16 protein-coding genes and 1 tRNA gene are annotated in these 24,411 nt (G+C 72.3%); 14 read left to right on the forward strand and 3 right to left on the reverse strand.

Annotated elements, in window-relative coordinates; all coding sequences use genetic code 11:
• Positions 1–129: 129 nt before the first annotated feature.
• The 3 genes from gltB to pyk all read left to right on the forward strand — a co-directional run bounded on the left by gltB (position 130) and on the right by pyk (position 7,856).
• Positions 130–4,698, forward strand: a complete 4,569-nt coding sequence (gltB, locus tag I8D64_RS00750; protein WP_200500614.1) for a glutamate synthase large subunit — start codon at positions 130–132, stop codon at positions 4,696–4,698.
• Complete coding sequence (locus I8D64_RS00755) at positions 4,691–6,169, forward strand: glutamate synthase subunit beta (RefSeq protein WP_200500615.1); 1,479 nt, start codon at positions 4,691–4,693, stop codon at positions 6,167–6,169. Before gltB ends, I8D64_RS00755 begins: the two co-directional genes overlap by 8 nt.
• A 214-nt stretch (positions 6,170–6,383) precedes the next feature.
• On the forward strand, positions 6,384–7,856 hold the full coding sequence (gene pyk / locus I8D64_RS00760) for a pyruvate kinase (RefSeq protein ID WP_200500616.1): 1,473 nt from the start codon (positions 6,384–6,386) through the stop codon (positions 7,854–7,856).
• A 147-nt stretch (positions 7,857–8,003) separates the two neighbouring features.
• Here the strand turns inward: pyk and I8D64_RS00765 are convergent.
• A tRNA-Leu gene (locus I8D64_RS00765) sits at positions 8,004–8,086 on the reverse strand.
• 201 nt (positions 8,087–8,287) lie between these two features.
• On the opposite strand from I8D64_RS00765, the gene I8D64_RS00770 reads away from it, so the two are divergent.
• Positions 8,288–8,947, forward strand: a complete 660-nt coding sequence (locus I8D64_RS00770; protein ID WP_200500617.1) for an ANTAR domain-containing response regulator — start codon at positions 8,288–8,290, stop codon at positions 8,945–8,947.
• A gap of 91 nt (positions 8,948–9,038) precedes the next feature.
• On the forward strand, positions 9,039–10,394 hold the full coding sequence (locus I8D64_RS00775; RefSeq protein WP_200500618.1) for an ABC transporter substrate-binding protein: 1,356 nt from the start codon (positions 9,039–9,041) through the stop codon (positions 10,392–10,394).
• A 44-nt stretch (positions 10,395–10,438) separates the two neighbouring features.
• Here the strand turns inward: I8D64_RS00775 and I8D64_RS00780 are convergent, their stop codons facing one another.
• A complete protein-coding gene (locus I8D64_RS00780) occupies positions 10,439–10,894 on the reverse strand; it encodes a hotdog fold thioesterase (protein WP_200500619.1) in 456 nt (151 codons plus the stop codon).
• A gap of 59 nt (positions 10,895–10,953) precedes the next feature.
• On the opposite strand from I8D64_RS00780, the gene polA reads away from it, so the two are divergent.
• The 7 genes from polA (at position 10,954) to aroD (ending at position 20,304) form a co-directional block, all read left to right on the forward strand.
• A complete protein-coding gene (gene polA, locus I8D64_RS00785; RefSeq protein ID WP_200500620.1) occupies positions 10,954–13,674 on the forward strand; it encodes a DNA polymerase I in 2,721 nt (906 codons plus the stop codon).
• 259 nt (positions 13,675–13,933) lie between these two features.
• A complete protein-coding gene (gene rpsA, locus I8D64_RS00790; RefSeq protein ID WP_200500621.1) occupies positions 13,934–15,424 on the forward strand; it encodes a 30S ribosomal protein S1 in 1,491 nt (496 codons plus the stop codon).
• 158 nt (positions 15,425–15,582) lie between these two features.
• The gene (locus I8D64_RS00795; RefSeq protein WP_200500622.1) at positions 15,583–16,413 is read left to right on the forward strand and encodes an HAD-IIA family hydrolase; all 831 of its coding nucleotides are present in this window, start codon (positions 15,583–15,585) and stop codon (positions 16,411–16,413) included.
• 75 nt (positions 16,414–16,488) lie between these two features.
• Positions 16,489–17,730: a chorismate synthase gene (aroC, locus tag I8D64_RS00800; protein ID WP_281391962.1), complete on the forward strand. Its 1,242-nt coding sequence runs from the start codon at positions 16,489–16,491 to the stop codon at positions 17,728–17,730.
• Positions 17,727–18,341: a shikimate kinase gene (locus tag I8D64_RS00805; RefSeq protein WP_228358519.1), complete on the forward strand. Its 615-nt coding sequence runs from the start codon at positions 17,727–17,729 to the stop codon at positions 18,339–18,341. Before aroC ends, I8D64_RS00805 begins: the two co-directional genes overlap by 4 nt.
• Positions 18,338–19,468 (forward strand): 3-dehydroquinate synthase, encoded by a 1,131-nt coding sequence (gene aroB, locus I8D64_RS00810; protein WP_200500623.1) that lies wholly within the window; start codon positions 18,338–18,340, stop codon positions 19,466–19,468. Before I8D64_RS00805 ends, aroB begins: the two co-directional genes overlap by 4 nt.
• 5 nt (positions 19,469–19,473) lie before the next feature.
• On the forward strand, positions 19,474–20,304 hold the full coding sequence (aroD, locus tag I8D64_RS00815) for a type I 3-dehydroquinate dehydratase (RefSeq protein WP_200500624.1): 831 nt from the start codon (positions 19,474–19,476) through the stop codon (positions 20,302–20,304).
• Positions 20,305–20,310: 6 nt separating this feature from the next.
• Here aroD and I8D64_RS00820 read toward each other — a convergent pair whose 3' ends face one another.
• Positions 20,311–21,330 carry a TRIC cation channel family protein gene (locus I8D64_RS00820; protein ID WP_200500625.1) on the reverse strand — a complete coding sequence of 340 codons (1,020 nt, stop codon included), beginning with the start codon at positions 21,328–21,330 and terminating at the stop codon, positions 20,311–20,313.
• A gap of 100 nt (positions 21,331–21,430) precedes the next feature.
• Between I8D64_RS00820 and coaE the strand changes: the two genes are divergently transcribed.
• Both coaE and uvrB read left to right on the forward strand, forming a co-directional pair.
• Positions 21,431–22,225 (forward strand): dephospho-CoA kinase, encoded by a 795-nt coding sequence (coaE, locus tag I8D64_RS00825; RefSeq protein WP_200500626.1) that lies wholly within the window; start codon positions 21,431–21,433, stop codon positions 22,223–22,225.
• Positions 22,226–22,234: 9 nt separating this feature from the next.
• A complete protein-coding gene (uvrB, locus tag I8D64_RS00830) occupies positions 22,235–24,343 on the forward strand; it encodes an excinuclease ABC subunit UvrB (RefSeq protein WP_200500627.1) in 2,109 nt (702 codons plus the stop codon).
• The last annotated feature ends 68 nt before the right edge of the window (positions 24,344–24,411 follow it).

Raw genomic sequence — 24,411 nt, forward strand, 5'->3', positions numbered from 1 at the left:
ACGACGGACGCAGGCAGTAGTCTGTCTCGACGGCAATCGGGGCCCCGGGTGGCGCCATGCCCTCCGGGACCCGCGTCACGGCCCCTGTGCGGGCCACGGTCCACAGCACCGGCCCCGGAAGGAACGCCCATGATCCCCCTGCGTTCGCGGTTCTCCGCGCAGCCCCCGGCCACCGGCCTGTACAGCCCCGAGGACGAGCACGACGCCTGCGGCGTCGCCATGATCGCCACCACGCGCCGCACCCCCGGGCACGACATCATCGAACACGCCCTCACGGCGCTCGAGAACCTCGACCACCGGGGAGCCGTCGGCGCCGAGGAGACCACGGGCGACGGTGCGGGGATCCTCCTGCAGGTACCTCACCGCTTCCTCGCCGACGTGGCGGCCGAGGCCGGTGCCGAGCTCCCCGCGCCGGGCGCCTTCGCGGTCGGCCAGGCCTTCCTCGCCCAGGATCCCGGGGCGCGCGCCCTCGAGGTGGAGCGCGTCGAGCGCATCGCCGAGGACGAGGGTCTGCGCGTGATCATGTGGCGCGACGTGCCCGTGGTCGACGGCCTCGTCGGCCCCAGCGCGCGCGCCGCGCAGCCGCATTTCGCGCAGGTCGTCCTCGAGGACGCCGCGCACGAGCGCGCGGGCCTGGACCTCGAGCGGGCCGCCTTCGCCGTGCGCCGCCGGGTCGAGCACTCCACGGGCGCCTACTTCGCGAGCCTGTCCGCGCGCACCCTCGTGTACAAGGGCATGCTCACCACCACGCAGCTCGGCGAGTTCTACCCGGACCTGCGCGATCCGCGGCTCGAGTCGACCGTGGCGATCGTCCACTCGCGCTTCTCGACCAACACCTTCCCGGCCTGGCCGCTCGCGCATCCCTTCCGGATGCTCGCCCACAACGGCGAGATCAACACGGTGATCGGCAACCGCAACCGCCTGCGCGCGGCGGAGGGGCGTCTGGCCTCGCCCCTGTTCGGCGAGGACCTGGGCCGCCTGTTGCCCGTGAACTCGCCCGGGGCCTCGGACTCCGCGAGCCTCGACGAGGCCCTCGAGCTGCTGAACCTCGCCGGCCGCTCCGTGCCCCACGCGATGATGATGCTGGTCCCGGAGCCCTGGGAGAACGACACCTCGATGGACCCCGACCTGCGGGCGTTCTACGAGTTCCACGCGATGATCCAGGAGCCCTGGGACGGCCCTGCCGCGCTCGTCTTCAGCGACGGCGACATGGTGGGCGCGAAGCTCGATCGCAACGGCCTGCGGCCCCTGCGCTACTGGGTGAGCGACGAGGGTCTCGTGGTCCTCGGCTCCGAGGCCGGCATGATCGAGATGGAGCCCGAGCACGTCGCGCGCAAGGGACGCGTCGCCCCCGGCGAGATGTTCGCCGTCGACCTGGTCGGCGGCCGCGTGCTCACCTCGCAGGAGGTCAAGGACGAGGTCGTCGCGAGCAGGCCCTGGAGGCGCTGGCTCTCCGAGCAGAAGGTCGACATCGCCGATCTCCCGCAGCGCGAGCCGATCTGGCACTCGCGCTCCTCCGTGGTGCGCCGCCAGCAGACCTTCGGGTACTCCGAGGAGGAGCTGCGGATCCTGCTGGGCCCGATGGCGGCCAAGGGCGCCGAGCCCATCGGCGCGATGGGCACCGACACCCCCACGGCCGTGCTCTCGGACCGCCCCCGCCTGCTCTTCGACTACTTCACCCAGCAGTTCGCCCAGGTCACGAACCCGCCGCTCGATTCGATCCGCGAGGCAGTGGTCACCAGCCTGGGCGTCGCGATCGGCGAGTCGCGCAACCTGCTGGACGCGACCGCACTGCACGCGCGCCAGCTGTCCCTGCCCGCGCCGGTCATCGACAACGAGCAGCTGGCCCGGATCCTCACCATCGACTCCGATCCCGGGACGGCGGACTTCCACACCACCCGCCTGCGCGGCCTCTACCGCGTGAGCGGGGGAGCCTCGGCTCTCGAGGAGCGGATCCAGGAGATCTGCGAGGAGGCGGTGCGCGCGATCGACGACGGCGCGACCTTCCTCGTGCTCTCCGACCGCGACTCCAACGCCGAGCTCGCCCCGATCCCCTCGCTGCTGCTCACGAGCGCCGTCCAGCACCACCTCATCCGCACCGGCCGGCGCACCCGCGCCGCCCTCCTGGTCGAGGCGGGCGACGTGCGCGAGGTCCACCACGTCGCGCTGCTCATCGCCTACGGCGCGAGCGCCGTGAACCCCTACCTGGCCATGGAGAGCGCCGAGGACCTCGTCAGCCGCGGTGTCGTCGGCGACATCAGCGGCGAGCAGGCGGTCGCGAACCTCCTCCAGGCCCTCGCCAAGGGCGTCCTGAAGATCATGTCGAAGATGGGCATCTCGACGGTCGCCTCCTACCGCGGCAGCCAGCTCTTCGAGGCCGTGGGCCTCTCGCGCGAGCTCGTCGAGCGCTTCTTCCCGGGCACCACCAGCCGCATCGACGGCATCGGGCTCGACGTCATCGCCGAGGAGAACGCCTCCCGCCACGCCCTCGCCTATCCGCGCGACGGCCTGCGCAACGCGCACCGCCGCCTCGACGTCGGCGGCGAGTACCAGTGGCGCCGCGAGGGCCCGCCGCACCTGTTCACCCCCGAGACAGTGTTCCGCCTCCAGCACTCCACGCGCTCGCGGCAGTACGAGGAGTTCCGCCGCTACACCGAGCTCGTCGACGACCAGTCCACGCAGCTGATGACCCTGCGCGGCCTCATGCGCCTGCGCACCGACGAGGTCTCCCCGGTGCCGCTGGAGGAGGTCGAGCCGGTCTCCTCGATCGTCACGCGCTTCATGACCGGCGCCATGAGCTACGGCTCGATCTCCCGGGAGGCCCACGAGACCCTCGCGATCGCCATGAACCGCCTGGGCGGCATGTCGAACTCGGGGGAGGGCGGAGAGGAGCCCGACCGCCTCCACGACCCGGAGCGCAACAGCGCCATCAAGCAGATCGCCTCGGGCCGCTTCGGCGTGACCAGCGAGTACCTGACCTTCGCGCGCGACATCCAGATCAAGATGGCGCAGGGCGCGAAGCCCGGCGAGGGCGGCCAGCTGCCCCCGGAGAAGGTCTACCCGTGGATCGCCCGCACCCGGCACTCGACGCCCGGCATCGGCCTCATCTCCCCGCCGCCGCACCACGACATCTACTCGATCGAGGACCTCGCCCAGCTGATCCACGACGCGAAGTCCGCGAACCCCGCGGCCCGCGTCCACGTGAAGCTCGTGTCGCGCTTCGGCGTCGGCACGGTCGCCGCCGGCGTCTCCAAGGCCCACGCCGACGTCGTCCTCGTCTCCGGGCACGACGGCGGGACCGGCGCGAGCCCCCTGAACTCCCTCAAGCACGCGGGCACCCCTTGGGAGCTCGGCCTCGCCGAGACCCAGCAGACCCTGCTGCTCAACGGGCTGCGGGACCGCATCACCGTGCAGGTGGACGGCCAGATGAAGACCGGGCGCGACGTCATCATCGGCGCGCTCCTGGGCGCCGAGGAGTTCGGCTTCGCGACCGCCCCGCTCGTGGTCTCCGGCTGCATCATGATGCGCGTGTGCCACCTGGACACCTGCCCCGTGGGCGTGGCCACACAGAACCCCGAGCTGCGCGCCCGCTTCACCGGGCAGGCCGACTTCGTGGTCACCTTCTTCGAGTACATCGCCGAGCAGGTCCGCGAGCACCTCGCCTCGCTCGGCCTGCGCTCGCTCGACGAGGCCGTCGGCCGCATCGACCTGCTCGACGTCGAGGACGCCCGCCGCCACTTCAAGCAGCAGGGCCTCGACCTCGCGCCGGTGCTCGCCGCCCCCGAGGTCTTCGCGGGCGACCACGTGCGCCGCATGCGCGGCCAGGACCACTCCCTGGAGAAGGCGGCCGACATCCCCTGGATCGCCGCCGCCGAGCCCGCGCTCGAGCGCGGCGAGGCCGTCGTCATCCGCGACCGCGTCCGCAACATCCAGCGCACCGTCGGCACCCAGCTGGGGCACGAGGTCACCCGGCGCCACCGCGCCGAGGGCCTGCCGGAGGACACCATCCGCCTCGAGCTCGAGGGCACCGGCGGCCAGTCGCTCGGCGCCTTCCTGCCGCGCGGCATCACCATGGAGCTCACGGGCGACGCCAATGACTACGTCGCCAAGGGCCTCTCCGGCGGCGTGCTCGCAATCGGCCACGGCGAGGGCACCCCGTCGTCGCTGACCTCCGCGACCATCGCCGGCAACACCTGCGGCTACGGCGCGACCAGCGGCAAGCTGTTCCTCGCCGGCGCCGCGGGGGAGCGCTTCGGCGTGCGCAACTCCGGCGCCACGATGGTCGTCGAGGGCATCGGCGACCACGGCGCCGAGTACATGACCGGCGGCGCCGTCGTCATCCTCGGCGCGACCGGCAGGAACCTCGGCGCCGGCATGAGCGGCGGCACCCTGTTCGTCCTCGACCTCGACGAGAGCGACCTCAACCCCGCCGACGCCCCGACCTTCGAGATCACGCCCGTGCGCGAGGACCACCGCGAGTTCGTGCTCGAGGCCGTGCGCGAGCACGCCCGGCGCACCGGCTCCGACCGGGCCCATGCGCTCCTGGCGGACGAGGACGACCTGATCTCGCGCCTCGTCGAGATCGCCCCCCGCGCGTTCCTGCGCGTCACCGAGATCCGAGACCGCGCCCAGGAGGCCGGCATCGACCCCGATTCCCACGAGGTGTGGAACGAGATCCTGGAGGGTTCCCATGGCTGATCCCCGCGGCTTCCTGAAGACCCGCGACCGCGAGCTGCCCGCGCGTCGTCCCGTGCCCCTGCGCCTCATGGACTGGCGCGAGGTCTACGAGTCCCGCGAGCAGGGTCGGCTCGGCGTCGTCTCCCGCCAGGCGGGCCGCTGCATGGACTGCGGCATCGCCTTCTGCCACCAGGGCTGCCCGCTGGGCAACCTCATCCCCGAGTGGAACGAGCTGGTTTACCGCGAGGACTGGCGGGACGCCTCCGAGCGCCTGCACGCGACCAACAACTTCCCCGAGTTCACCGGGCGCGCCTGCCCCGCGCCCTGCGAGTCCAGCTGCGTGCTCGGCATCAACCAGCCGCCCGTGACCATCAAGAACATCGAGGTCTCGATCATCGATCGCGCCTTCGACGAGGGCTGGGTGACGCCCCAGGAGCCCGAGCGGCAGACCGGTCGCTCGGTCGCCGTGGTCGGCTCCGGGCCCGCGGGCCTCGCCGCCGCGCAGCAGCTCACGCGCGCCGGCCACTCCGTGGTCGTCCTCGAGCGCGACGACCGCATCGGCGGGCTCCTGCGCTACGGCATCCCCGAGTTCAAGCTCGAGAAGCGCCACGTCGACCGCCGCCTCGAGCAGATGCGCGCCGAGGGCACCCGCTTCCGCACCGGCGTGGACGTGGGCGGCAGCGGCGAGGGCGCGATCAGCATGGAGCAGCTGCGCCGCCGCTTCGACGCGGTGGTGCTCGCGACCGGTTCGCAGATCCCGCGCGAGCTGCCCGTGCCCGGCCGCGAGGCCGCGGGCATCCACCCCGCCATGGAGTACCTCACGCAGGCGAACCGCCGCGTCGAGGGCGACGAGGTCGCCGACCAGATCAGCGCCGAGGGCAAGGACGTCATCGTCATCGGCGGCGGCGACACCGGCGCCGACTGCCTGGGCACCGCCCTGCGCCAGGGGGCCCGCTCCGTCACCACGCTCGCGATCGGCTACCAGCCGCCCACAGAGCGCGACGAGGCCCACCCCTGGCCCACGCACCCCGTGCTCTTCGAGGTCTCCGGCTCCCACGAGGAGGGGGGCGAGCGCAGCTACCTCGCTTCCACGACCGGCTTCGAGGTCGGCGAGGACGGCGAGGTCACCGGAATCCGGGTGGCGCGCACGAGCGTCGAGGACGGCCGCCGCGTCCCCACGCCGGGCACCGAGAAGGTGCTGCCCGCCCAGCTCGTGCTCATCGCGATGGGCTTCACCGGCCCGCGCCGCGAGGGCGCACTCGAGCAGGCCGACGTCGAGCTCGACGACCGCGGCAGCATCGTGCACGACGAGTCCTGGCGCACGAGCGCCGACGGAGTGTTCACCGCGGGCGACTGCGCCCGCGGGCAGAGCCTCATCGTCTGGGCGATCGCCGAGGGCCGCTCCTGCGCGGCCGCCGTGGACGCCCACCTGATGGGGTCCACGGCCCTCCCGCAGCCCGTCGAGCCCCACGCCCGGGCCCTCTCCGTCTGAGCCGGAGGCGGTCGGCGGCCGGTCGTCGCCGGCCGTCGCCGGCCGCCCGCCGTTCTGCGACCGGTGGCCGGTCGCCCTGCCCGGCTCCGCCGCGCGGACAGTACACTGGACGGCGACGGATCACAGCGGTGCGACCCGTGGCAGCGCGTTGCCCGGATGCACCCCGCTGCGACGGGGATGCGCGCCCCCACTTACCTCCGATAGATGGGTTGACATGCGAAAAGCCAAGATCGTCTGCACACTCGGCCCGGCGACGAGCTCGTATGAGCAGATCCGCACGCTGATCGACGCCGGGATGAACGTGGCCAGGATGAACCTGAGCCACGGCACCCACGACGACCACGAGAAGGTCTACGCGAACATCCGCCGCGCAGCCGATGACCTGGGACGCAACGTCGCGGTCCTCGTCGACCTCCAGGGACCCAAGATCCGGCTCGGGAACTTCGCGGACGGCCCCCACCAGCTCGCCGTGGGCGACGAGTTCACCATCACCACCGAGGACGTCGAGGGCACCAAGGAGCGCGTCTCCACGACCTTCAAGGGCCTGCCCGGCGACTGCCGCCCGGGCGACGTCCTCCTCATCGACGACGGCAAGGTGTCGGTGCGCGTGACCGACGTGTCCGACACCGAGGTACGCACCGTCGTCGAGGTCCCCGGCCCCGTCTCCAACCACAAGGGCATCAACCTGCCCGGCGTGGCCGTCTCGGTCCCCGCCATGAGCGAGAAGGACATCAACGATCTGCGCTGGGGCCTGAACCTCGGTGCCGATCTGATCGCCCTGTCCTTCGTGCGCGACGCGCACGACATGGACGACGTCCTGCGGATCATGCAGGAGGAGGGGCGCCGCGTCCCGGTCATCGCCAAGATCGAGAAGCCCCAGGCCGTGCGCGCGCTGCGCGCGATCGTCGGCGCCTTCGACGGCATCATGGTCGCCCGCGGCGACCTCGGCGTCGAGCTGCCGCTCGAGCAGGTCCCGCTCGTGCAGAAGCGCGCGATCGAGCTGGCTCGCCGCAACGCCAAGCCCGTGATCGTGGCCACCCAGGTGCTCGAGTCGATGATCGAGAGCCCGCGCCCCACCCGCGCCGAGGCCTCGGACTGCGCCAACGCCATCCTCGACGGGGCCGACGCGGTCATGCTCTCGGGCGAGACCAGCGTGGGCAAGTACCCCTTCGAGGCCGTGCGGACGATGGCGCGCATCGTCACCAACACGGAGGAGAACGGCGCCGACCGCATCCTCCCGCTGGGCACCATCCCGCACACCCGCGGTGGCGCCATCACCCGCGCGGCGTCGGAGATCGGCAGCCAGCTGTCCGCCCAGTACCTGGTGACCTTCACCGAGTCCGGGGACACCGCGCGCCGCCTCGCGCGCCTGCGCCCGTCCATCCCCCTGCTCGCCCTCACCCCCTACGAGCACGTGCGCCATCAGCTCGCGCTCTCCTGGGGCATCGAGGCGCACCTCGTGCCGATGCAGAAGAACACGGACGAGATGGTCCTCGTCGTCGACGAGCTGCTGCGCGAGCACAAGGGACTGCAGAAGAACGACCTGGTGATCGTCGCCGCCGGCTCGCCCCCCGGCGTCCACGGCTCGACGAACACCCTGCGCGTCCACCGCATCGGCGACCTCGACGGCGCCGAGTCCGCGCGGATCGAGGCCGACCGCATCGCCGCCGGCACCCAGGAGTCCTGAGACCCGGGTCGCCGGAGGCACCCGCGGGGCGTCCGGCCGCACCCCGGGCGCCCCGCGACCGGAGGCGCATCCGTCGCGCAGCACGAAGGGCCCCGTTCCCGGATCCGATGCTCGGATCCGGGAACGGGGCCCTTCCGCGTCCTCGTGTACCGGGTGCGGGACTCGAACCCGCACGCCCTTGCGGACAGCGCATTTTGAGTGCGCCGCGTCTACCATTCCGCCAACCCGGCGCGCCCGTGGGGGAGAGGGGCATGGGAGCTCCCGTGACCCTGCTCGCCGTGCGGACCCGCGTGACCGCTCACGACGGGCCCTCGCGGGACAGCTGGTCTAGGATAACGCGTGTGCGACGCGCGCCGAGCGGGCGTCGCGACCGCATGCATCAGCGCTCCGGCCAGCACCGGAGCGAGCCACAGGAAGTGAGCGCGTACCCCATGAACGATGTCACCCCCGACGAGGTCCCCCTCGATCTCGATGCCAAGGCTCCCGAGGAGGAGGCCCCTGCGAAGGGCCGTCGCACCGCCGTCGTCGCGGAGGACGAGAGCCTGATCCGGATGGACATCGTCGAGACCCTCACCGAGGCCGGCTTCGACGTCGTGGCGGCCGTGGGCGACGGTGTGAGCGCCGTCGAGAAGACCCGCGAGCTGCGCCCCGACATCGTCGTGCTCGACGTGAAGATGCCCAAGGCCGACGGCGTCACCGCCGCGGAGAAGATCGGCGAGGACAGCCTCGCGCCGGTCGTCATGCTCACCGCCTTCTCGCAGGGCGAGCTCGTCGAGCGCGCGCGCGACGCGGGCGCCATGGCCTACGTCGTCAAGCCCTTCACCGCGGCCGATCTGCTGCCGGCGATCGAGATCGCGATCTCCCGCCACGCGCAGATCGTCGAGCTCGAGAACGAGATCGAGGACCTCGGCGAGCGCTTCGAGACCCGCAAGCGCGTGGACCGCGCGAAGGGCCTCCTGCAGTCCAACATGGGGCTGAGCGAGCCCGAGGCCTTCCGCTGGATCCAGAAGACGTCCATGGATCGTCGTCTGACCATGCGCGAGGTCGCCGACGCCGTCGTCGATCAGCTCGGCGGGCGCGGGAAGGACTGACGAGGTCCTCACGGTCCGCCGTCCGCGGCGGTCCGTGATCCCTCCTGCTCGCCCACGACCCCGCAGCCCGAGTCGCGAGAGAGGCCGCCGCATGAGCATCTCCCGGCGCGCCCTCGCGCGCTCGCTCGTCGCGGGCGCCCTCGGCACGACCGTCCTCGCCGGCTGCAGGATCGGGCCCCTGGTCCGGGGCGATGCGACGACGCCCGCCGCGGGCGACCCCTCCGAGTCCGTGCCGGACGAGCCCCTGCGCATCGGCGCGATCCTCACCACCGCCGGTCCCGTCGGCCAGACGCATCCGCAGGTGATCGCCGCGATCAACCAGGCGATGCGCGAGATCAACTACGACGGCGGCGTGTTCGGGCGCGAGGTGGAGCTGATCGAGCCGCGCATCGTCGAATCGGCCGACGACGACCTCGGCGCGATCGCCGAGGAGCTCGCTGCCGCCAAGGCCTCCGGCCTCGTGCTCTCGGTGGACGACGCCCAGCTCGCGAAGCACCTCGCGGCGATCGCCGACACCGGGATGGCGCTGGTCTCGCCGACCTCCAGCTCCACGCGCGTGCGCTCGGGCTCCGCCGGCTCCGGTCTGCTGACCCGCCTGGCGCCGACGCAGGAGGCGATCGCGCGCCACCTCGTGGAGGAGTCCGTGGGCCTGCACCCCCAGAAGGGCGGCGCACCGGGCACGATCGCGTTCCTGGGCACGAAGGACGAGGCGTCGGAGAACCTCCGCGACCAGCTCACCACCCAGGGCCGGCCCCGCGGGGCGAAGCTCGTGCTCGAGGGGACCTACCCCTTCGGGAAGCTCGGCGACGCGAAGGCCTGGGCGAAGAAGATCGCGAAGGCGAAGCCCGCGATGCTCGTGCTCACGGGCGGCGAGGAGACCGGGACCCTGTTCGGCGCCCTCCACGACGAGCTCGCCGACGACCAGGGCCGGCCCCGCTTCGACATCGCCGTGCGCCTTGCGGGCCTCGGAGCCCGCGACCACGCGGGCGAGCACCTGCCGAAGGAGGCGCTCGAGGGGGCGCAGGCGATCCAGGCCGGTGGCGAAGTCTCCGAGACCTTCCGCCTGATGATGCTCAACGCGGACTCGGACCTGGTCGAGCTCGGGCCGCCCGCCATGGGCGCCGCCACCCAGGCCTTCGACGCCGTGGCGCTCATCTGCCTCGCGGCGCAGCAGGCGCTCTCCCTCGAGGGGACGACGATCGCCGCCGCCATCCCGGACCTGCTCGTGGGGGAGACGGAGTGCGCCGACGTCAGCGAGTGCGTCGAGCGGCTCCGCGCGAGCCTGCAGTACGACGAGACCGCCTCGATCGCCTACGCCCTCGCGACCGGCGATCTCGCCCTCGGCAAGGACGGCGACCCCGTCTCCGGGGGCCTGCGCACCTTCACCTTCTCCGATGACGGGGCGATATCGGCGCCCACCACGGACAGCTTCGACCTCTCCGAGTAGCAGGGGCGAGCAGGGGAGGAGCGCCTCTCTCGCTCCCCCCCGGGTCAGCCTCGCGGCGGCAGCAGCATGGTCGAGACCTGGATCGTGGACAGCAGCCTCTCCTGCTCGTCGACGACCTCGACGAGGTACGAGGCGACCTGCCGACCCAGGTGCTGGGCCCGGCAGTGCGCGGTGACGACCCCGCTGCGCCCCGAGCGGTGATGGGTGGCGGAGATCGAGGTGCCTACCGCCTGCGCCCCTTCGCCGTGGACGGCGCGCGCCTGCAGCAGGGCGGCCATCGAGCCGATGGTCTCGGCCAGGGCGATCGTCGCGCCGCCGTGGAGGAGCCCCGCCGGCTGCAGGTTCCCCTCGACGGGCATCGTCATCTCGCCGCCGTCGGGCCCCAGGCGCACGCAGCGCATGCCCATGGTCTCGCTCAGGGTGCCGCGCAGCGCGCCCGCGGCGAGCTCGGCGGCGGGCAGATCGGCGGCGGCTGTCTCGTGGGGATCCGTGGAGGTCATGGGGCCAGAGTGCCACAGCGCCGCGCGCGTCCGGGGGCGGCCCGTGCGAGACTTGACCCATGACCTCGAGCGAGCATCCCGGCAGCGACCAGGCACCCGTCCGCCTCCTCCTCATCGACGGGCACGCGATGGCGTTCCGCGCCTTCTTCGCGCTGCCCGCGGACGGCTTCACCGACGGACGCGGCCAGTCGACGAACGCCGTCTACGGCTTCGCGCGGATGCTGTTCAACGTGGTCGCCTCCGAGCGGCCCACCCACGTCGCCGTCGCCTTCGACATGGCGGGCGGCACCTTCCGCGATCGCATCTACGACCAGTACAAAGCCGGTCGCGACGAGACCCCCGCGCAGTTCATCGGGCAGATCGCGCTCATCCAGAAGACGCTCGACGCCCTCGGCGTGACCTGGCTCGAGGTGCCCGACTTCGAGGCCGACGACATCATCGCGACCCTCGCGACCCGCATGCGCACCCGCGAGCAGGAGGCGCTGATCGTCTCCAGCGACCGCGACGCCATCCAGCTCGTCGGCCCCGGGGTCACCCTGCTGCAGCCCGTCAAGGGCGTCACCGAGATGCGGCGCATGGACCCCGCGGCCGTCGAGGAGAAGTACCAGGTCACCCCCGAGCACTATCCGGATCTCGCGGCGCTCGTGGGGGAGAGCGCCGACAACCTCCCGGGCGTTCCCGGCGTCGGCCCCAAGACCGCCGCCAAGTGGATCGGGAAGTACGGCGACCTCGAGAGCCTCCTGGAGCACGCGGAGGAGATCACCGGCAAGGCCGGCCAGTCCCTGCGCGACCACGTCGAGGACGTGCGCCGCAACCGGGTGATGAACGCCGCCGTCACCGATCTGGAGCTGCCGGACGACGAGGTCGTCTTCACGCTGGGCCGCGGCGACCGCGCCGCCGTCCATGATGTCTTCGACGACCTGGCCTTCGGCGCGACCATCCGCCGCGACCTCCCCGCCGTCTTCCTCCCTGAGGGCGAGGACGGGACGGACGCGGCGGCCGACGAGCAGGCGGCCGAGCTGCCCGAGATCACCCGTCCCGAGGGCAAGGACCTCGCGGCGGCGCTGCGGGGGCCCTTCGCGGACGGTGCGGCGCTCGCGATCGACGGCACCTGGGAGCTCGGGCTCGGGGAGGCCCGCCGGATCGCCCTCTCCACCGAGTCGGCTCTGGCCGTCATCGATCTCGAGCGCCTCGACACCGACGGGGAGCGGGCCCTCGCGGCGTGGCTCTCCGACGCCTCCGTCCGCAAGGACGCGCACGACGCGAAGCTCGCGGTGCACGAGCTCTCCGCCCGCGGGCTCGACGTCGAGGGCTGGGGCACCGACCTCTCCCTCGCCGAGTTCCTGTGCCGCCCGGACCAGAGGCCGACGGACCTCGCGGGCCTGGCCATGCGCCATCTCCAGGAGGAGCTCGAGGCCGAGCAGGCCGCGCCCCAGCAGACCCTGGACCTCGAGGGGGACGACGGCGCGGCCGACGAGAGCCTCGCCCGCGCGGCCGACGCCGTGCGTCGCCTCGTCCCGCTGCTGCGCACGGATCTCGAGGAGCACGAGGCGACCGCCCTCCACGACGATCTCGAGCTGCCGCTCGCGACGGTCCTCGGGGAGATGGAGGCCGTGGGCATCCAGGTCGAGGACGAGGTGCTCGCGGATCTCGACGCCGAGCACGAGCGCCGGCAGACCGAGGTCGCCGAGGCCGCGTTCTCGGAGATCGACGGGGAGCGCATCAACCTGGGCTCTCCCAAGCAGCTCCAGGAGGTCCTCTACGAGAGGCTCGGCATGCCCAAGGGCCGGCGCACCAAGACCGGCTACAGCACCAACGCCGAGACCCTCACGGACCTCTTCGAGAAGACCCAGCACCCCTTCCTCGCGCATCTGCTCGCCCACCGCGACGTCACCAAGATGCGGCAGATCATCGAGACCCTGCGGCGGTTCATCGCCGAGGACGGGCGCATCCATACGACCTTCCACCAGAACATCGCCGCGACGGGCCGGCTCTCCTCGAACAACCCGAACCTGCAGAACATCCCCATGCGCACCGAGGATGGGCGGCGCATCCGCAGCGCCTTCGTGGTCTCCGAGGGGTACGAGCAGCTGCTCACCGCCGACTACTCGCAGATCGAGATGCGGATCATGGCGCACCTCTCCGAGGACGAGGGCCTCATCGAGGCCTTCCGCTCGGGCGAGGACCTGCACCGCTTCGTCGCCTCCCGCGTCTTCGACGTCGCCCCCGAGGACGTGAGCGCGGCGATGCGCTCGAAGACCAAGGCCGTCTCCTACGGACTCGCCTACGGGCTCAGCGCCTTCGGCCTCGCCCGCCAGCTGCACATCTCGCAGGCGGAGGCCACAGGTCTGCGCGACGGGTACTTCGAGCGCTTCGGCGGCGTGCGCGACTTCCTGCGCGAGAGCGTCGAGCAGGCGAGGAGCACCGGGTACACCGAGACCATCCTGGGCCGCCGCCGCTACCTCCCCGACCTCACGAGCGACAACCGCCAGCGCCGCGAGAACGCCGAGCGCGTCGCCCTGAACTCGCCGATCCAGGGGAGCGCGGCCGACATCATCAAGCTCGCCATGCTGCGTGTCGCCGCCGACCTGCGGGAGGCCGGGCTGCGCAGCCGCGTCCTGCTCCAGGTCCACGACGAGCTCGTCCTCGAGATCGCCCCGGGCGAGCTCGAGCAGGTCCGGGACCTCGTCGTCACCGGGATGGGCGACGCCTACGAGATCTCGGTGCCCCTCGAGGTCGGCGTCGGCGTCGGACGCACCTGGCTCGACGCCGCGCACTGACCCCGGCCCGACACGATCCTGATCGACCCGTCCCGACCCGTCTCGACCCGCCCTCGGACATGCCCTCGTCCGGCCGCGCCCGGACCGCGCCCGGACCGCGCCCGGACCGTCGGGCGTCGCGCAGAACACTCCCGACAGCCCGGATCCCGGGTCGCGCCCGAGGCTGCGTGCTGGTACTCTGGACGGGTCTGTGCGCACCTGCGCCCGGGCACCAGATCGTCCACCCACTCATATCTGTCCCTACGGAGTTCCGACCTACATGACCGACACCACGACCCCCCAGATCGCCATCAACGACATCGGCGATGCCGATGAGCTCATGGCCGCCATCGACTCGACCATCAAGTACTTCAACGATGGCGACATCGTCGAGGGCACCGTGGTGAAGGTCGATCACGACGAGGTCCTGCTCGACATCGGCTATAAGACCGAGGGCGTCATCCCCTCGCGCGAGCTCTCGATCAAGCACGACGTCGACCCCGGCGAGGTCGTCGAGGTCGGCGACGAGATCGAGGCGCTCGTCCTCCAGAAGGAGGACAAGGAGGGTCGCCTGATCCTGTCCAAGAAGCGCGCCCAGTACGAGCGCGCCTGGGGCACGATCGAGCAGATCAAGGAGGACGAGGGCGTCGTCACCGGTCACGTCATCGAGGTCGTCAAGGGCGGTCTCATCGTCGACATCGGCCTGCGCGGCTTCCTCCCGGCCTCCCTCGTCGAGATGCGCCGCGTGCGCGACCTGCAGCCGTACGTCGGCCAGGAGATCGAGGCGAAGATCATCGAGCTCGACAAGAACCGCAACAACGTGGTCCTCTCCCGTCGCGCCTACCTCGAGGAGACCCAGTCCGCGGTCCGCTCGGACTTCCTGCAGACCCTGCAGAAGGGCCAGGTCCGCGAGGGCGTCGTCTCCTCGATCGTCAACTTCGGCGCCTTCGTCGACCTGGGCGGCGTGGACGGCCTCGTGCACGTCTCCGAGCTGTCCTGGAAGCACATCGACCACCCGAGCGAGGTCGTCGAGGTCGGTCAGAAGGTCAAGGTCGAGGTCCTGGACGTCGACATGGACCGCGAGCGCGTCTCCCTGTCGCTGAAGGCGACCCAGGAGGACCCGTGGCAGCTCTTCGCCCGCACCCACGCCATCGGCGAGGTCGTGCCGGGCAAGGTCACCAAGCTCGTCCCCTTCGGCGCGTTCGTCCGCGTCGAGGACGGCATCGAGGGCCTCGTCCACATCTCCGAGCTGGCCCAGCGCCACGTCGACCTGCCCGAGCAGGTCGTGTCGGTCGACCAGGACGTCTTCGTCAAGGTCATCGACATCGACCTCGAGCGTCGCCGCATCTCGCTGTCGCTCAAGCAGGCCAACGAGGGCGTCGACCCCGAGGGTGACGACACCACCTTCGACCCGGCGCTGTACGGCATGGCCGCCGACTACGACGAGAACGGCGAGTACAAGTACCCCGAGGGCTTCGACCCGGAGACCAACGAGTGGCTCGAGGGCTACGAGTCCCAGCGCGAGGAGTGGGAGGGCCAGTACGCGGCCGCCTACGAGCGCTGGACCGCCCACAAGGCCCAGGTCGCCGAGGCCATCAAGGCCGACGAGGAGTCCGCGAGCCAGGGCGGCGGCCAGCAGGCCACCACCAGCACCTCCTCGCCGGCCCCCGCCGCCGCTGCGCAGTCCTACCAGTCGGCGTCCTCCGACGAGGGCACGCTGGCCTCGGACGAGGCGCTGGCCGCGCTGCGCGCGAAGCTCACCGGCAACTGATCGGCTGATCACCGGCCCGGGCCGGCAGGGCACCGCCCCGCCGCTCCCGGATCCCGGAAGCCCACGACGGGCGTCACCCCCACGGGTGGCGCCCGTCGTCGCATGCCGGGGCACGCCGGCCACTGCGGGGGAGCCGCAGGACAGGGCACACTAGGGGCATGACCACCGCTCTCGAAGACCATCCCGTCCACACCTGGCTCACCGACATGGACGGCGTCCTCGTCCACGAGCAGTCGGCCCTGCCGGGAGCCGCGGACTTCATCGCCGCCCTCCAGCAGTTCGACCGGCCCTTCCTGGTGCTCACGAACAACTCGATCTTCACGCCCCGGGACCTGCGGGCACGGCTCTCGCGCAGCGGCATCGAGATCCCCGAGGAGGCGATCTGGACGAGCGCGCTGGCCACCGCGCGCTTCCTCGCCGAGCAGGCACCCGGCTCCTCGGCGTACGTGATCGGAGAAGCAGGACTCACGAGCGCCATGCACGAGGAGGGCTTCATCCTCGCCGACACGGACGTCGAGTTCGTGGTGCTGGGGGAGACCCGCACGTACTCCTTCGAGTCGATCACCCGGGCGATCCGCCTCATCGACAAGGGCGCGAAGTTCATCGCCACCAACCCGGACGTCTCCGGGCCGAGCGCCGAGGGCCCGCTGCCGGCCACCGGCTCGGTCGCCGCCATGATCACCGCCGCCACGGGCATCCACCCGTACTACGTGGGCAAGCCCAATCCGCTCATGATGCGCACGGCCCTGAACCGCATCGGCGCCCACTCGGAGACCTCCGTGATGATCGGCGACCGCATGGACACCGATGTGAAGTCCGGCCTCGAGGCGGGCATGCGCTCGGTGCTCGTGCTCACGGGCTCGACGGCGCAGCGGGACATCGCGAAGTACCCGTACCGGCCGACGACCGTGCTGCCCGGCATCTCCGATCTGGTCCCGCTCATCGAGCAGCTCACGCCGCACGAGGCCGTCGAGCTCGACGAGGACTGAGGGGACGGATCCCTCGGGCCGGACCCTCTGGGACGGCGCGACCCGAGCCCGCCTGCACGTGAGAGGATCGGGGTCATGCTGCGCTGGCTCACGGCCGGGGAATCCCACGGCCCCTCCCTCATCTCCCTGCTCGACGGCGTCCCCGCCGGGATCGAGCTGACCAGTGACGATCTGCGCTCCGCTCTCGCGCGCCGCCGCCTCGGCCACGGCCGCGGCAGCCGCCAGAAGTTCGAGCAGGACGTGGTCGCGATCCACAGCGGCCTTCGCCACGGCCTCACCCTGGGCTCCCCGCTCGCGATCGAGATCGCGAACTCCGAATGGCCCAAGTGGGAGAAGGTCATGTCGGCCGACCCCGTGCCGCGCGAGGACCTGCTGATCGACGCCGGCACGGGCGACGAGCGCGAGATCGCGCGCAACCGTCCGCTCACGCGGCCGCGCCCGGGCCACGCCGACCTCTCCGGCATGCTCAAGTACGGCTTCGAGGACGCCCGCCCGGTGCTCGAGCGCGCGAGCGCCCGCGAGACCGCCGCACGGGTCGCCGCCGGGCGCGTCGCCGCGGCCCTGCTCGAGCAGGCCGCCGGCATCCGCCTGGTCTCCCACACCCTGGCCGTGGGCGCGGTGCGCGCCCCCGAGGACGCCGAGCTCCCCCAGCCGGCCGACTCCTCGCGCCTGGACGAGGACCCCCTGCGCTGCTTCGATCCCGCCACATCGGAGGCCATGGTCGCCGAGGTCGACGCCGCGAAGGCCGACGGCGACACCCTGGGCGGGGTCGTCGAGGTCCTCGCCTACGGGGTGCCTGTGGGCCTGGGCTCCCACACCCAGTGGGACCGCAAGCTCGACGGCCGCCTCGCGCAGGCGATCATGTCGATCCAGGCCATGAAGGGCGTCGAGATCGGCGACGGCTTCACGACCGCCGCCCGTCGCGGCTCCCGCGCGCACGACGAGATCCTTCCCGCGCAGGACGCAGGGGAGGACCGCGAGTACCCGCGCGTGACCAACCGGGCCGGCGGCCTCGAGGGCGGCATGAGCAACGGCCAGGTCATCCGCGTGCGCGGGGCCCTCAAGCCGATCTCGACGGTCCCGCGCGCCCTGCGCACCGTGGACGTCACCACGGGCGGCGAGGCCACCGCGAACCACCAGCGCTCCGACGTCTGCGCCGTCGCCCCCGCCGCGGTGATCGCCGAGGCCATGGTCGCACTCGTCCTCGCCGACGCCCTGCTCGAGAAGACCGGCGGCGACAGCGTCGAGGAGATCCGCGCCCACCTCGCCGAGACCGTCGCCCAGCAGTCGCGCCTCGGCGGCGCCCCGTCGGCGTGAGCACGGTGTCCACGGACCCGAGCCCGTCGACCCCCGCACCCGGCGCAGAGGATCCCGCCCCGACGCCCTCGGGCGGCGGCCCGCGCCTGGTGCTCATCGGCCCCATGGGCGCGGGGAAGACCACCATCGGCCGCGAGGTCGCGCGCCGGCTCGGCGTGCCCTTCGCCGATCTCGACGAGCTGATCATCGAGGCCGCCGGTCGCAGCATCCCCGAGATCTTCGCCGCCCAGGGCGAGAGCGCCTTCCGCGACCTCGAGGCGAGAGTGCTCGCCCTCGCGCTCGAGGCGCACACGGGAGTGCTCGCCCTGGGCGGCGGCGCCGTCGTCGCCGAGGGCTCGCGCGCGCTCGTCGCCGCCCGCCCCGCCGTGCTGCTCGAGATCGACGAGGAGACGGCCCGGTCCCGCGTGGGACGGGGCCGGGGCCGGCCGATGCTCGGCGGCGAGGACCCGCTGGGCCGCTGGCGCACCCTCACCGACGCGCGCATGCCGCTGTACCGCGAGGCTGCGCGCTGGAGCATCGACGCGACCCACGGCGGGATCGACCAGATCGCCCGCCGCATCATCGAGACCCTGGAGGGCGCCGAGCCGCCCGCACCGAAGGAGCACGCATGAGCCCCGAGAACCCTGCCGACACAGAACCCGCCGGCACCGACGCCCCGGACACCACCGTCATCCCCGTGGGCACACCCACGGGCGGCTACGACGTCGTCGTGGGCCGCGGTCTGCTGGCGGGCCTGCCGCAGCGCATCCCCGCGAACGCCCGCCGCGTCGTCATCGTCCACCAGCCCAGTCTCCGCACCGTCGCCGAGGAGCTGCGCGAGGCCGTCGCCGCGACCGACCGCTCCGCGTTCCTCGCGGAGATCCCCGACGGCGAGGAGGCGAAGACCGTGCAGGTCGCGGGCTTCCTCTGGCAGGTGTGCGGACAGGCGGAGATCTCCCGGAGCGACCTCGTGATCGGACTCGGCGGCGGCGCCGCGACCGACGTCGCGGGCTTCATCGCGGCGACGTGGCTGCGCGGCATCGACGTGCTGCAGGTGCCCACCACGGTCGCCGCGATGGTCGATGCGGCCGTCGGCGGGAAGACCGGCATCAACACCGCCGAGGGCAAGAACCTCGTGGGCTCCTTCCACCCGCCGATCGCCGTGATCGAGGACCTCGACGTGCTCGCCGGGCTCGGCGCGCACGACGTCGCCGCCGGCCTCGCCGAGGTCGTCAAGGCAGGCTTCATCGAGGACACGCGCATCCTCGAGGTCGTCGAGGCCGACCCCGCCGCCGTGCTCGACATCTCCACCCCCGCCTTCCGCGAGATCATGGAGCGCGCGATCCGCGTGAAGGCCCGAGTGGTCTCCGCCGACCTCACCGAGACCGGTGAGCGCGAGATCCTCAACTACGGCCACACGCTGGGCCACGCCATCGAGCACAACGAGCGCTACCAGTGGCGCCACGGCGCCGCGGTGTCCGTGGGAATGATGTTCGCGGCCGAGCTCGCGCACCTCGCCGGCAAGCTCTCCGAGGCCGACGTGGACCGTCATCGCGACCTCCTCGTCTCTCTGGGACTGCCCACGACCTACCGCGGCCGCCAGTGGCCCAAGCTCGAGGAGGCCATGAAGCGCGACAAGAAGTCGCGCGCCGGCCTGCTGCGCTTCGTCGTCCTGGACCGCATCGGCAAGGTCTCGCGCCTCGAGGGGCCTGACCCGGCCCTGCTGCTCTCCGCCTACTCCGCGATCGCCGAGGACTGAGAGGGATGGGGCCGACGGGGGACGCCGCGCGCGCCGACGGCGACCGGTCCGGCGGCGTCGTGCGCGTGCGGGGGATCGAGCTCGGCGCCGGCCGCCCGGAGATCATCGTCCCGCTCACCGGAGCGGACGAGCGCAGCGTGCTCGCCCAGGCCGAGCGCGCGCGCACGGCGCCGGCGCGGATCATCGAATGGCGCGCCGATCTCCTCGCCCCGTCGGCCCCTGGCGCCGAGCACCGCGAGCGCGTGCTCGGCGCCCTGCCCGCCCTGCGCGAGGCCCTCGCCCCCGAGCAGGCGCTCCTGCTCACGGTCCGCACCGCCGCCGAGGGCGGAGGGCGGGACCTCCCGGACACGGACCTCGCTGAGCTGCTGCGCGCCGGGATCGCCCTGCGCGGCGCGGACGGCGGCCCGCTCGTCGACCTGGTGGACGTGGAGACTGCTCGCGCACCGGAGGCCGTCGGCGCCGTGATCCGCGGGGCGCACGAGGCGGGCCTCGCGGTGGTCGGCTCCTTCCACGATTTCGCCGCGACGCCCTCGCGGGAGGACATCCTCGCGACGCTGCGCGCGCAGCGTGACCTCGGAGCCGACGTCGCGAAGATCGCCGTCACCCCGCGCACCGCGGAGGATGTGCTGGTCCTGCTCGCGGCGAGCCTCGAGGCCGCCCGCGACGGGGCAGGCCCCCATCTGGCGATCTCGATGGGATCCCTGGGGGCGGTCAGCCGCGTCGCGGCCGAGGTGTTCGGCTCCTGCGCGACCTTCGCGACGGCGGGCGAGGCCTCCGCTCCCGGTCAGCTCGGGGCCGACGAGGTCTGCCGCATGCTCGCGGCGCTGCGCCCCTGAGGGTCCTCAGCGGCGCTCGTCGTCCTCGGGGTCCCCGGGCGCACGGTCGTCGTCCGCGGGCGTCTCCCGCGACGCGGGCGGTGCTGGAGACCCGGGCGACTCCGGGGTCGAGTCGTCCTTGGGCGTCGGGGTCGGCTCTCCGCCCGCGGTGGCGATCGGATACTCGATCGGGTCCTCCGGCGGGAGGGTGGTTCCGGCGCTCTCCTCGTCGCCGAGAGCGCGGCGCTGGAACTCCGCGGCGTCGTCGTCCGGGATCGTGGAGTCGTCCGCGAAGTCGTCGTTCGTCTCGTCCACCACCGGGATCGCGCCCGTCTCGAGAGCCACGCGATGCCGCTCGTCCTTGCGCACGCGGCGCACGAGCGACTTCATCTGCGAGGCCGAGAGCGTCACCTGCCACTCGCCGTGGGAGGGCAGGTGCCAGCGGCGCCAGGCCGCCAGTCCCGCGAGGAGAGCACCCAGCGCGACGGCAGCCAGCACCCAGGCGGAGGGCAGCCCCAGCGCCACGACGCCCCAGGTCGCGACGGCCGTGACCAGCGCGCCTGTCGCGTACAGAGGGCCTCCGCCGAAGATCGCCGGGACGCGCCCCACGAGCACGTCGCGGATCACGCCGCCGCCCACGGCGCTGGTGACGCCCAGCAGGACCGCCGGCAGCGGCTCGAGGCCGTATCCGATCGATTTCGCGGTCCCGGTCGCCGCCCACAGCGCCATCGCCAGGATGTCCAGACCGGTGACGGCGCGTCGCCACCAGGTGGCCTCTGCCGCGATCAGGTAGGAGAAGGTGGAGCCGGCGAGGGCGCACGCGAGATAGAGGGGGCCGTCGAACGCCGCGGGCGGGTCGACGCCGATGATGAGGTCGCGGACGATGCCTCCGCCGAGACCGGCGACGATGCCGATGATCGCGAAGCCCACGGCGTCGAAGTTCAACCGCGAGGCCAGCGCCCCCGCCGCGACACCCATGATGAACACGCCTGCGAGGTCCAGCCCGCGGAGGAGGTCGTTGGTGACCAGCAGTTCGAGGGGATCCACGGGCACGACCGTAGTATGCGCGGGCGCCCGGGGCGATGGGTCGCGGACGGGATGTGACGGCGATGACCGGCCTCGTGCCGCGCACCGTACGATCGGGAGCATGGACAGCCCGACCACCGGCACGGCCTCCGCGCGCACCGACGCCGCGGCCGGCGCCACCGGCACCGCTGCCGCCGACACCTGCCGCGATGCCGCTCCCGGGCTCGTCCGCCTCGGCCTGACCGGCGGCATCGGCGCCGGGAAGTCGAGCGTCGCGGGGATCTGGCGCGATGCCGGGACCGCCGTCATCGATCTCGACGCGCACTCCCGCGCCGTGCTCGACGTGCCCGGCGAGGGCGTCGAGGAGGCCGTGGCCCGCTTCGGCGAGGAGTACCGCGCGGCCTCGGGCACGATCGACCGGGCGGCCCTCGCCCTTCTCGTCTTCGCCGACGCGGCGGCCCGCGCCGACCTCGAGGAGATCGTGCTGACGAGGGTCGACGCCGCCGTCGAGGAGGCGGAGCGCGAGGCGGCCGCGGCGGGGGAGCGCCTCGTCGTGCACGACAGCCCGCTGCTGCTCGAGAAGCACCACGAGGACGAGTACGCGCGCGTGGTCGCGGTGCTCGCCCCTCGCGAGGAGCGGATCGCCCGCGTCGTGCGCGACCGAGGTCGCGACCGCGCCTACGTCGAGTCCGTGATGGCGGCGCAGGCCACGGACCTCGAGCGGATCCGGCGGGCGGACCGCCTGCTGCTGAACAACGCCGACGCGGGCACCCTGCGCACGCGCGCGCTCACCCTCCTCGAGGACCTGCGTCGGGAGCTGCTCGGCGGACCCGCCGAACCCATCGGGCCCGCTTGCGCCGCTTCACGGACAGCACGCGTCCGCTCTCACACGCGGGATGTCCGGCCCGGGACGTAGGCTCGTCCCATGCGCCCCGTCACCGACCTCACCCGCTCCGTCAACCCCTTCGAGGTGGTCTCCGAGTACCGGCCGTCGGGCGACCAGCCGCAGGCGATCGACGAGCTCGCGCGCCGGATCAACGGGGGAGAGCAGGACGTCGTGCTGCTGGGCGCGACCGGCACCGGCAAGAGCGCGACGACGGCCTGGCTGATCGAGAAGCTGCAGCGGCCGACCCTCGTCATGGCGCACAACAAGACCCTGGCCGCGCAGCTCGCGAGCGAGTTCCGCGACCTGCTGCCGCACAACGCCGTCGAGTACTTCGTCTCCTACTACGACTACTACCAGCCGGAGGCGTACGTCCCGCAGTCGGACACCTACATCGAGAAGGACTCCTCGATCAACGCGGAGGTCGAGCGCCTGCGCCACAGCGCCACGAACTCCCTGCTGACCCGGCGTGACGTGGTCGTGGTCTCCTCCGTGTCCTGCATCTACGGCCTGGGCACGCCGCAGGAGTACGTGGACCGCATGGTGCGGCTGAAGCGCGGCGACGAGGTCGATCGCGACGACCTGCTGCGGCGCTTCGTGGACATGCAGTACGACCGCAACGACGTCGAGTTCGTGCGCGGCACCTTCCGGGTGCGCGGGGACACCGTCGAGATCATCCCGATGTACGAGGAGCTCGCGATCCGCATCGAGTTCTTCGGCGACGAGATCGACGCGATCTACACCCTGCACCCCGTCACCGGCGAGGTGATCCGCGAGGAGGAGGACATCCACATCTTCCCCGCCTCCCACTACGTCGCCGGTCCCGAGAGGCTCGCGAAGGCGATCGACTCGATCGAGAGCGAGCTGGGGGAGCGGCTCACGGAGCTCGAGGGGCAGAACAAGCTGCTCGAGGCGCAGCGCCTGCGCATGCGCACCGCCCACGACCTCGAGATGCTGCGCCAGGTGGGCACCACCAACGGCGTCGAGAACTACTCGCGCCACCTCGACGGCCGCGGCCCCGGCACCCCGCCGAACACCCTCATGGACTACTTCCCCGAGGACTTCCTGCTGGTCATCGACGAGTCCCACGTGACCGTCCCGCAGATCGGGGCGATGTACGAGGGGGACCGCTCGCGCAAGCGCACCCTCGTGGACTTCGGCTTCCGCCTGCCCAGCGCCCTCGACAACCGCCCCCTGACCTTCGGCGAGTTCACAGAGCGCACCGGCCAGACCGTCTACCTCTCGGCGACGCCCGCCGACTACGAGCTGGGCCGCAGCGACGGGGTGGTCGAGCAGATCATCCGGCCGACGGGCCTCGTCGACCCCGAGGTCATCGTCAAGCCCGTCAAGGGTCAGATCGACGACCTGCGCGCCGAGATCGAGAAGCGCGTCGAGCGCGATGAGCGCGTGCTCGTCACCACGCTCACCAAGCGCATGGCCGAGGACCTCACCGACTACCTGCTGGAGAACGGCGTGCGCGTGCAGTACCTGCACTCCGACGTCGACACCCTGCGACGCGTCGAGCTGCTGCGCTCCCTGCGCCAGGGCGAGTACGACGTGCTGGTGGGTATCAACCTGCTGCGCGAGGGCCTGGACCTCCCCGAGGTCTCCCTGGTCTCGATCCTCGATGCCGACAAGGAGGGGTTCCTGCGCTCGCGCACCTCCCTCATCCAGACCATCGGCCGCGCGGCCCGCAACGTCTCCGGTCAGGTGCACATGTACGCCGACACCGTCACGGACTCCATGCGCGAGGCGATCGACGAGACCAACCGCCGACGCGAGAAGCAGATCGCGTACAACACCGAGCACGGCATCGACCCGACGCCGCTGCGCAAGAAGATCGCCGACGTCACCGACATGCTCGCCCGCGAGGACATCGACACCGACACGCTGCTCGCGACCGACTACCGCTCCGGCAAGGAGCGCGTGAATCGCGACCGCGCCCGGGCGAACGTCGTGGACGCGGTCTCCGCGCGCACGGTGGACCTGGGCGACGACCCGGTGGGCGCGCTCAGCGAGATGATCGACGAGATGACGGCCCAGATGCACCAGGCCGCGGAGACCCTGCAGTTCGAGGTCGCGGCACGCCTGCGCGACGAGGTCCAGGAGCTCAAGAAGGAGCTCAAGCAGGTCCAGCGCAGCGCGTCCTGAGCCCGGACCCGTCCGCCGGGGCCGGGACGTGGGCCGCGCGGCGGGCACCGCGTGATGGCAGCTGTGCC

This window comes from Brachybacterium halotolerans (genome assembly GCF_016623465.1).
Classification (GTDB): domain Bacteria; phylum Actinomycetota; class Actinomycetes; order Actinomycetales; family Dermabacteraceae; genus Brachybacterium; species Brachybacterium halotolerans.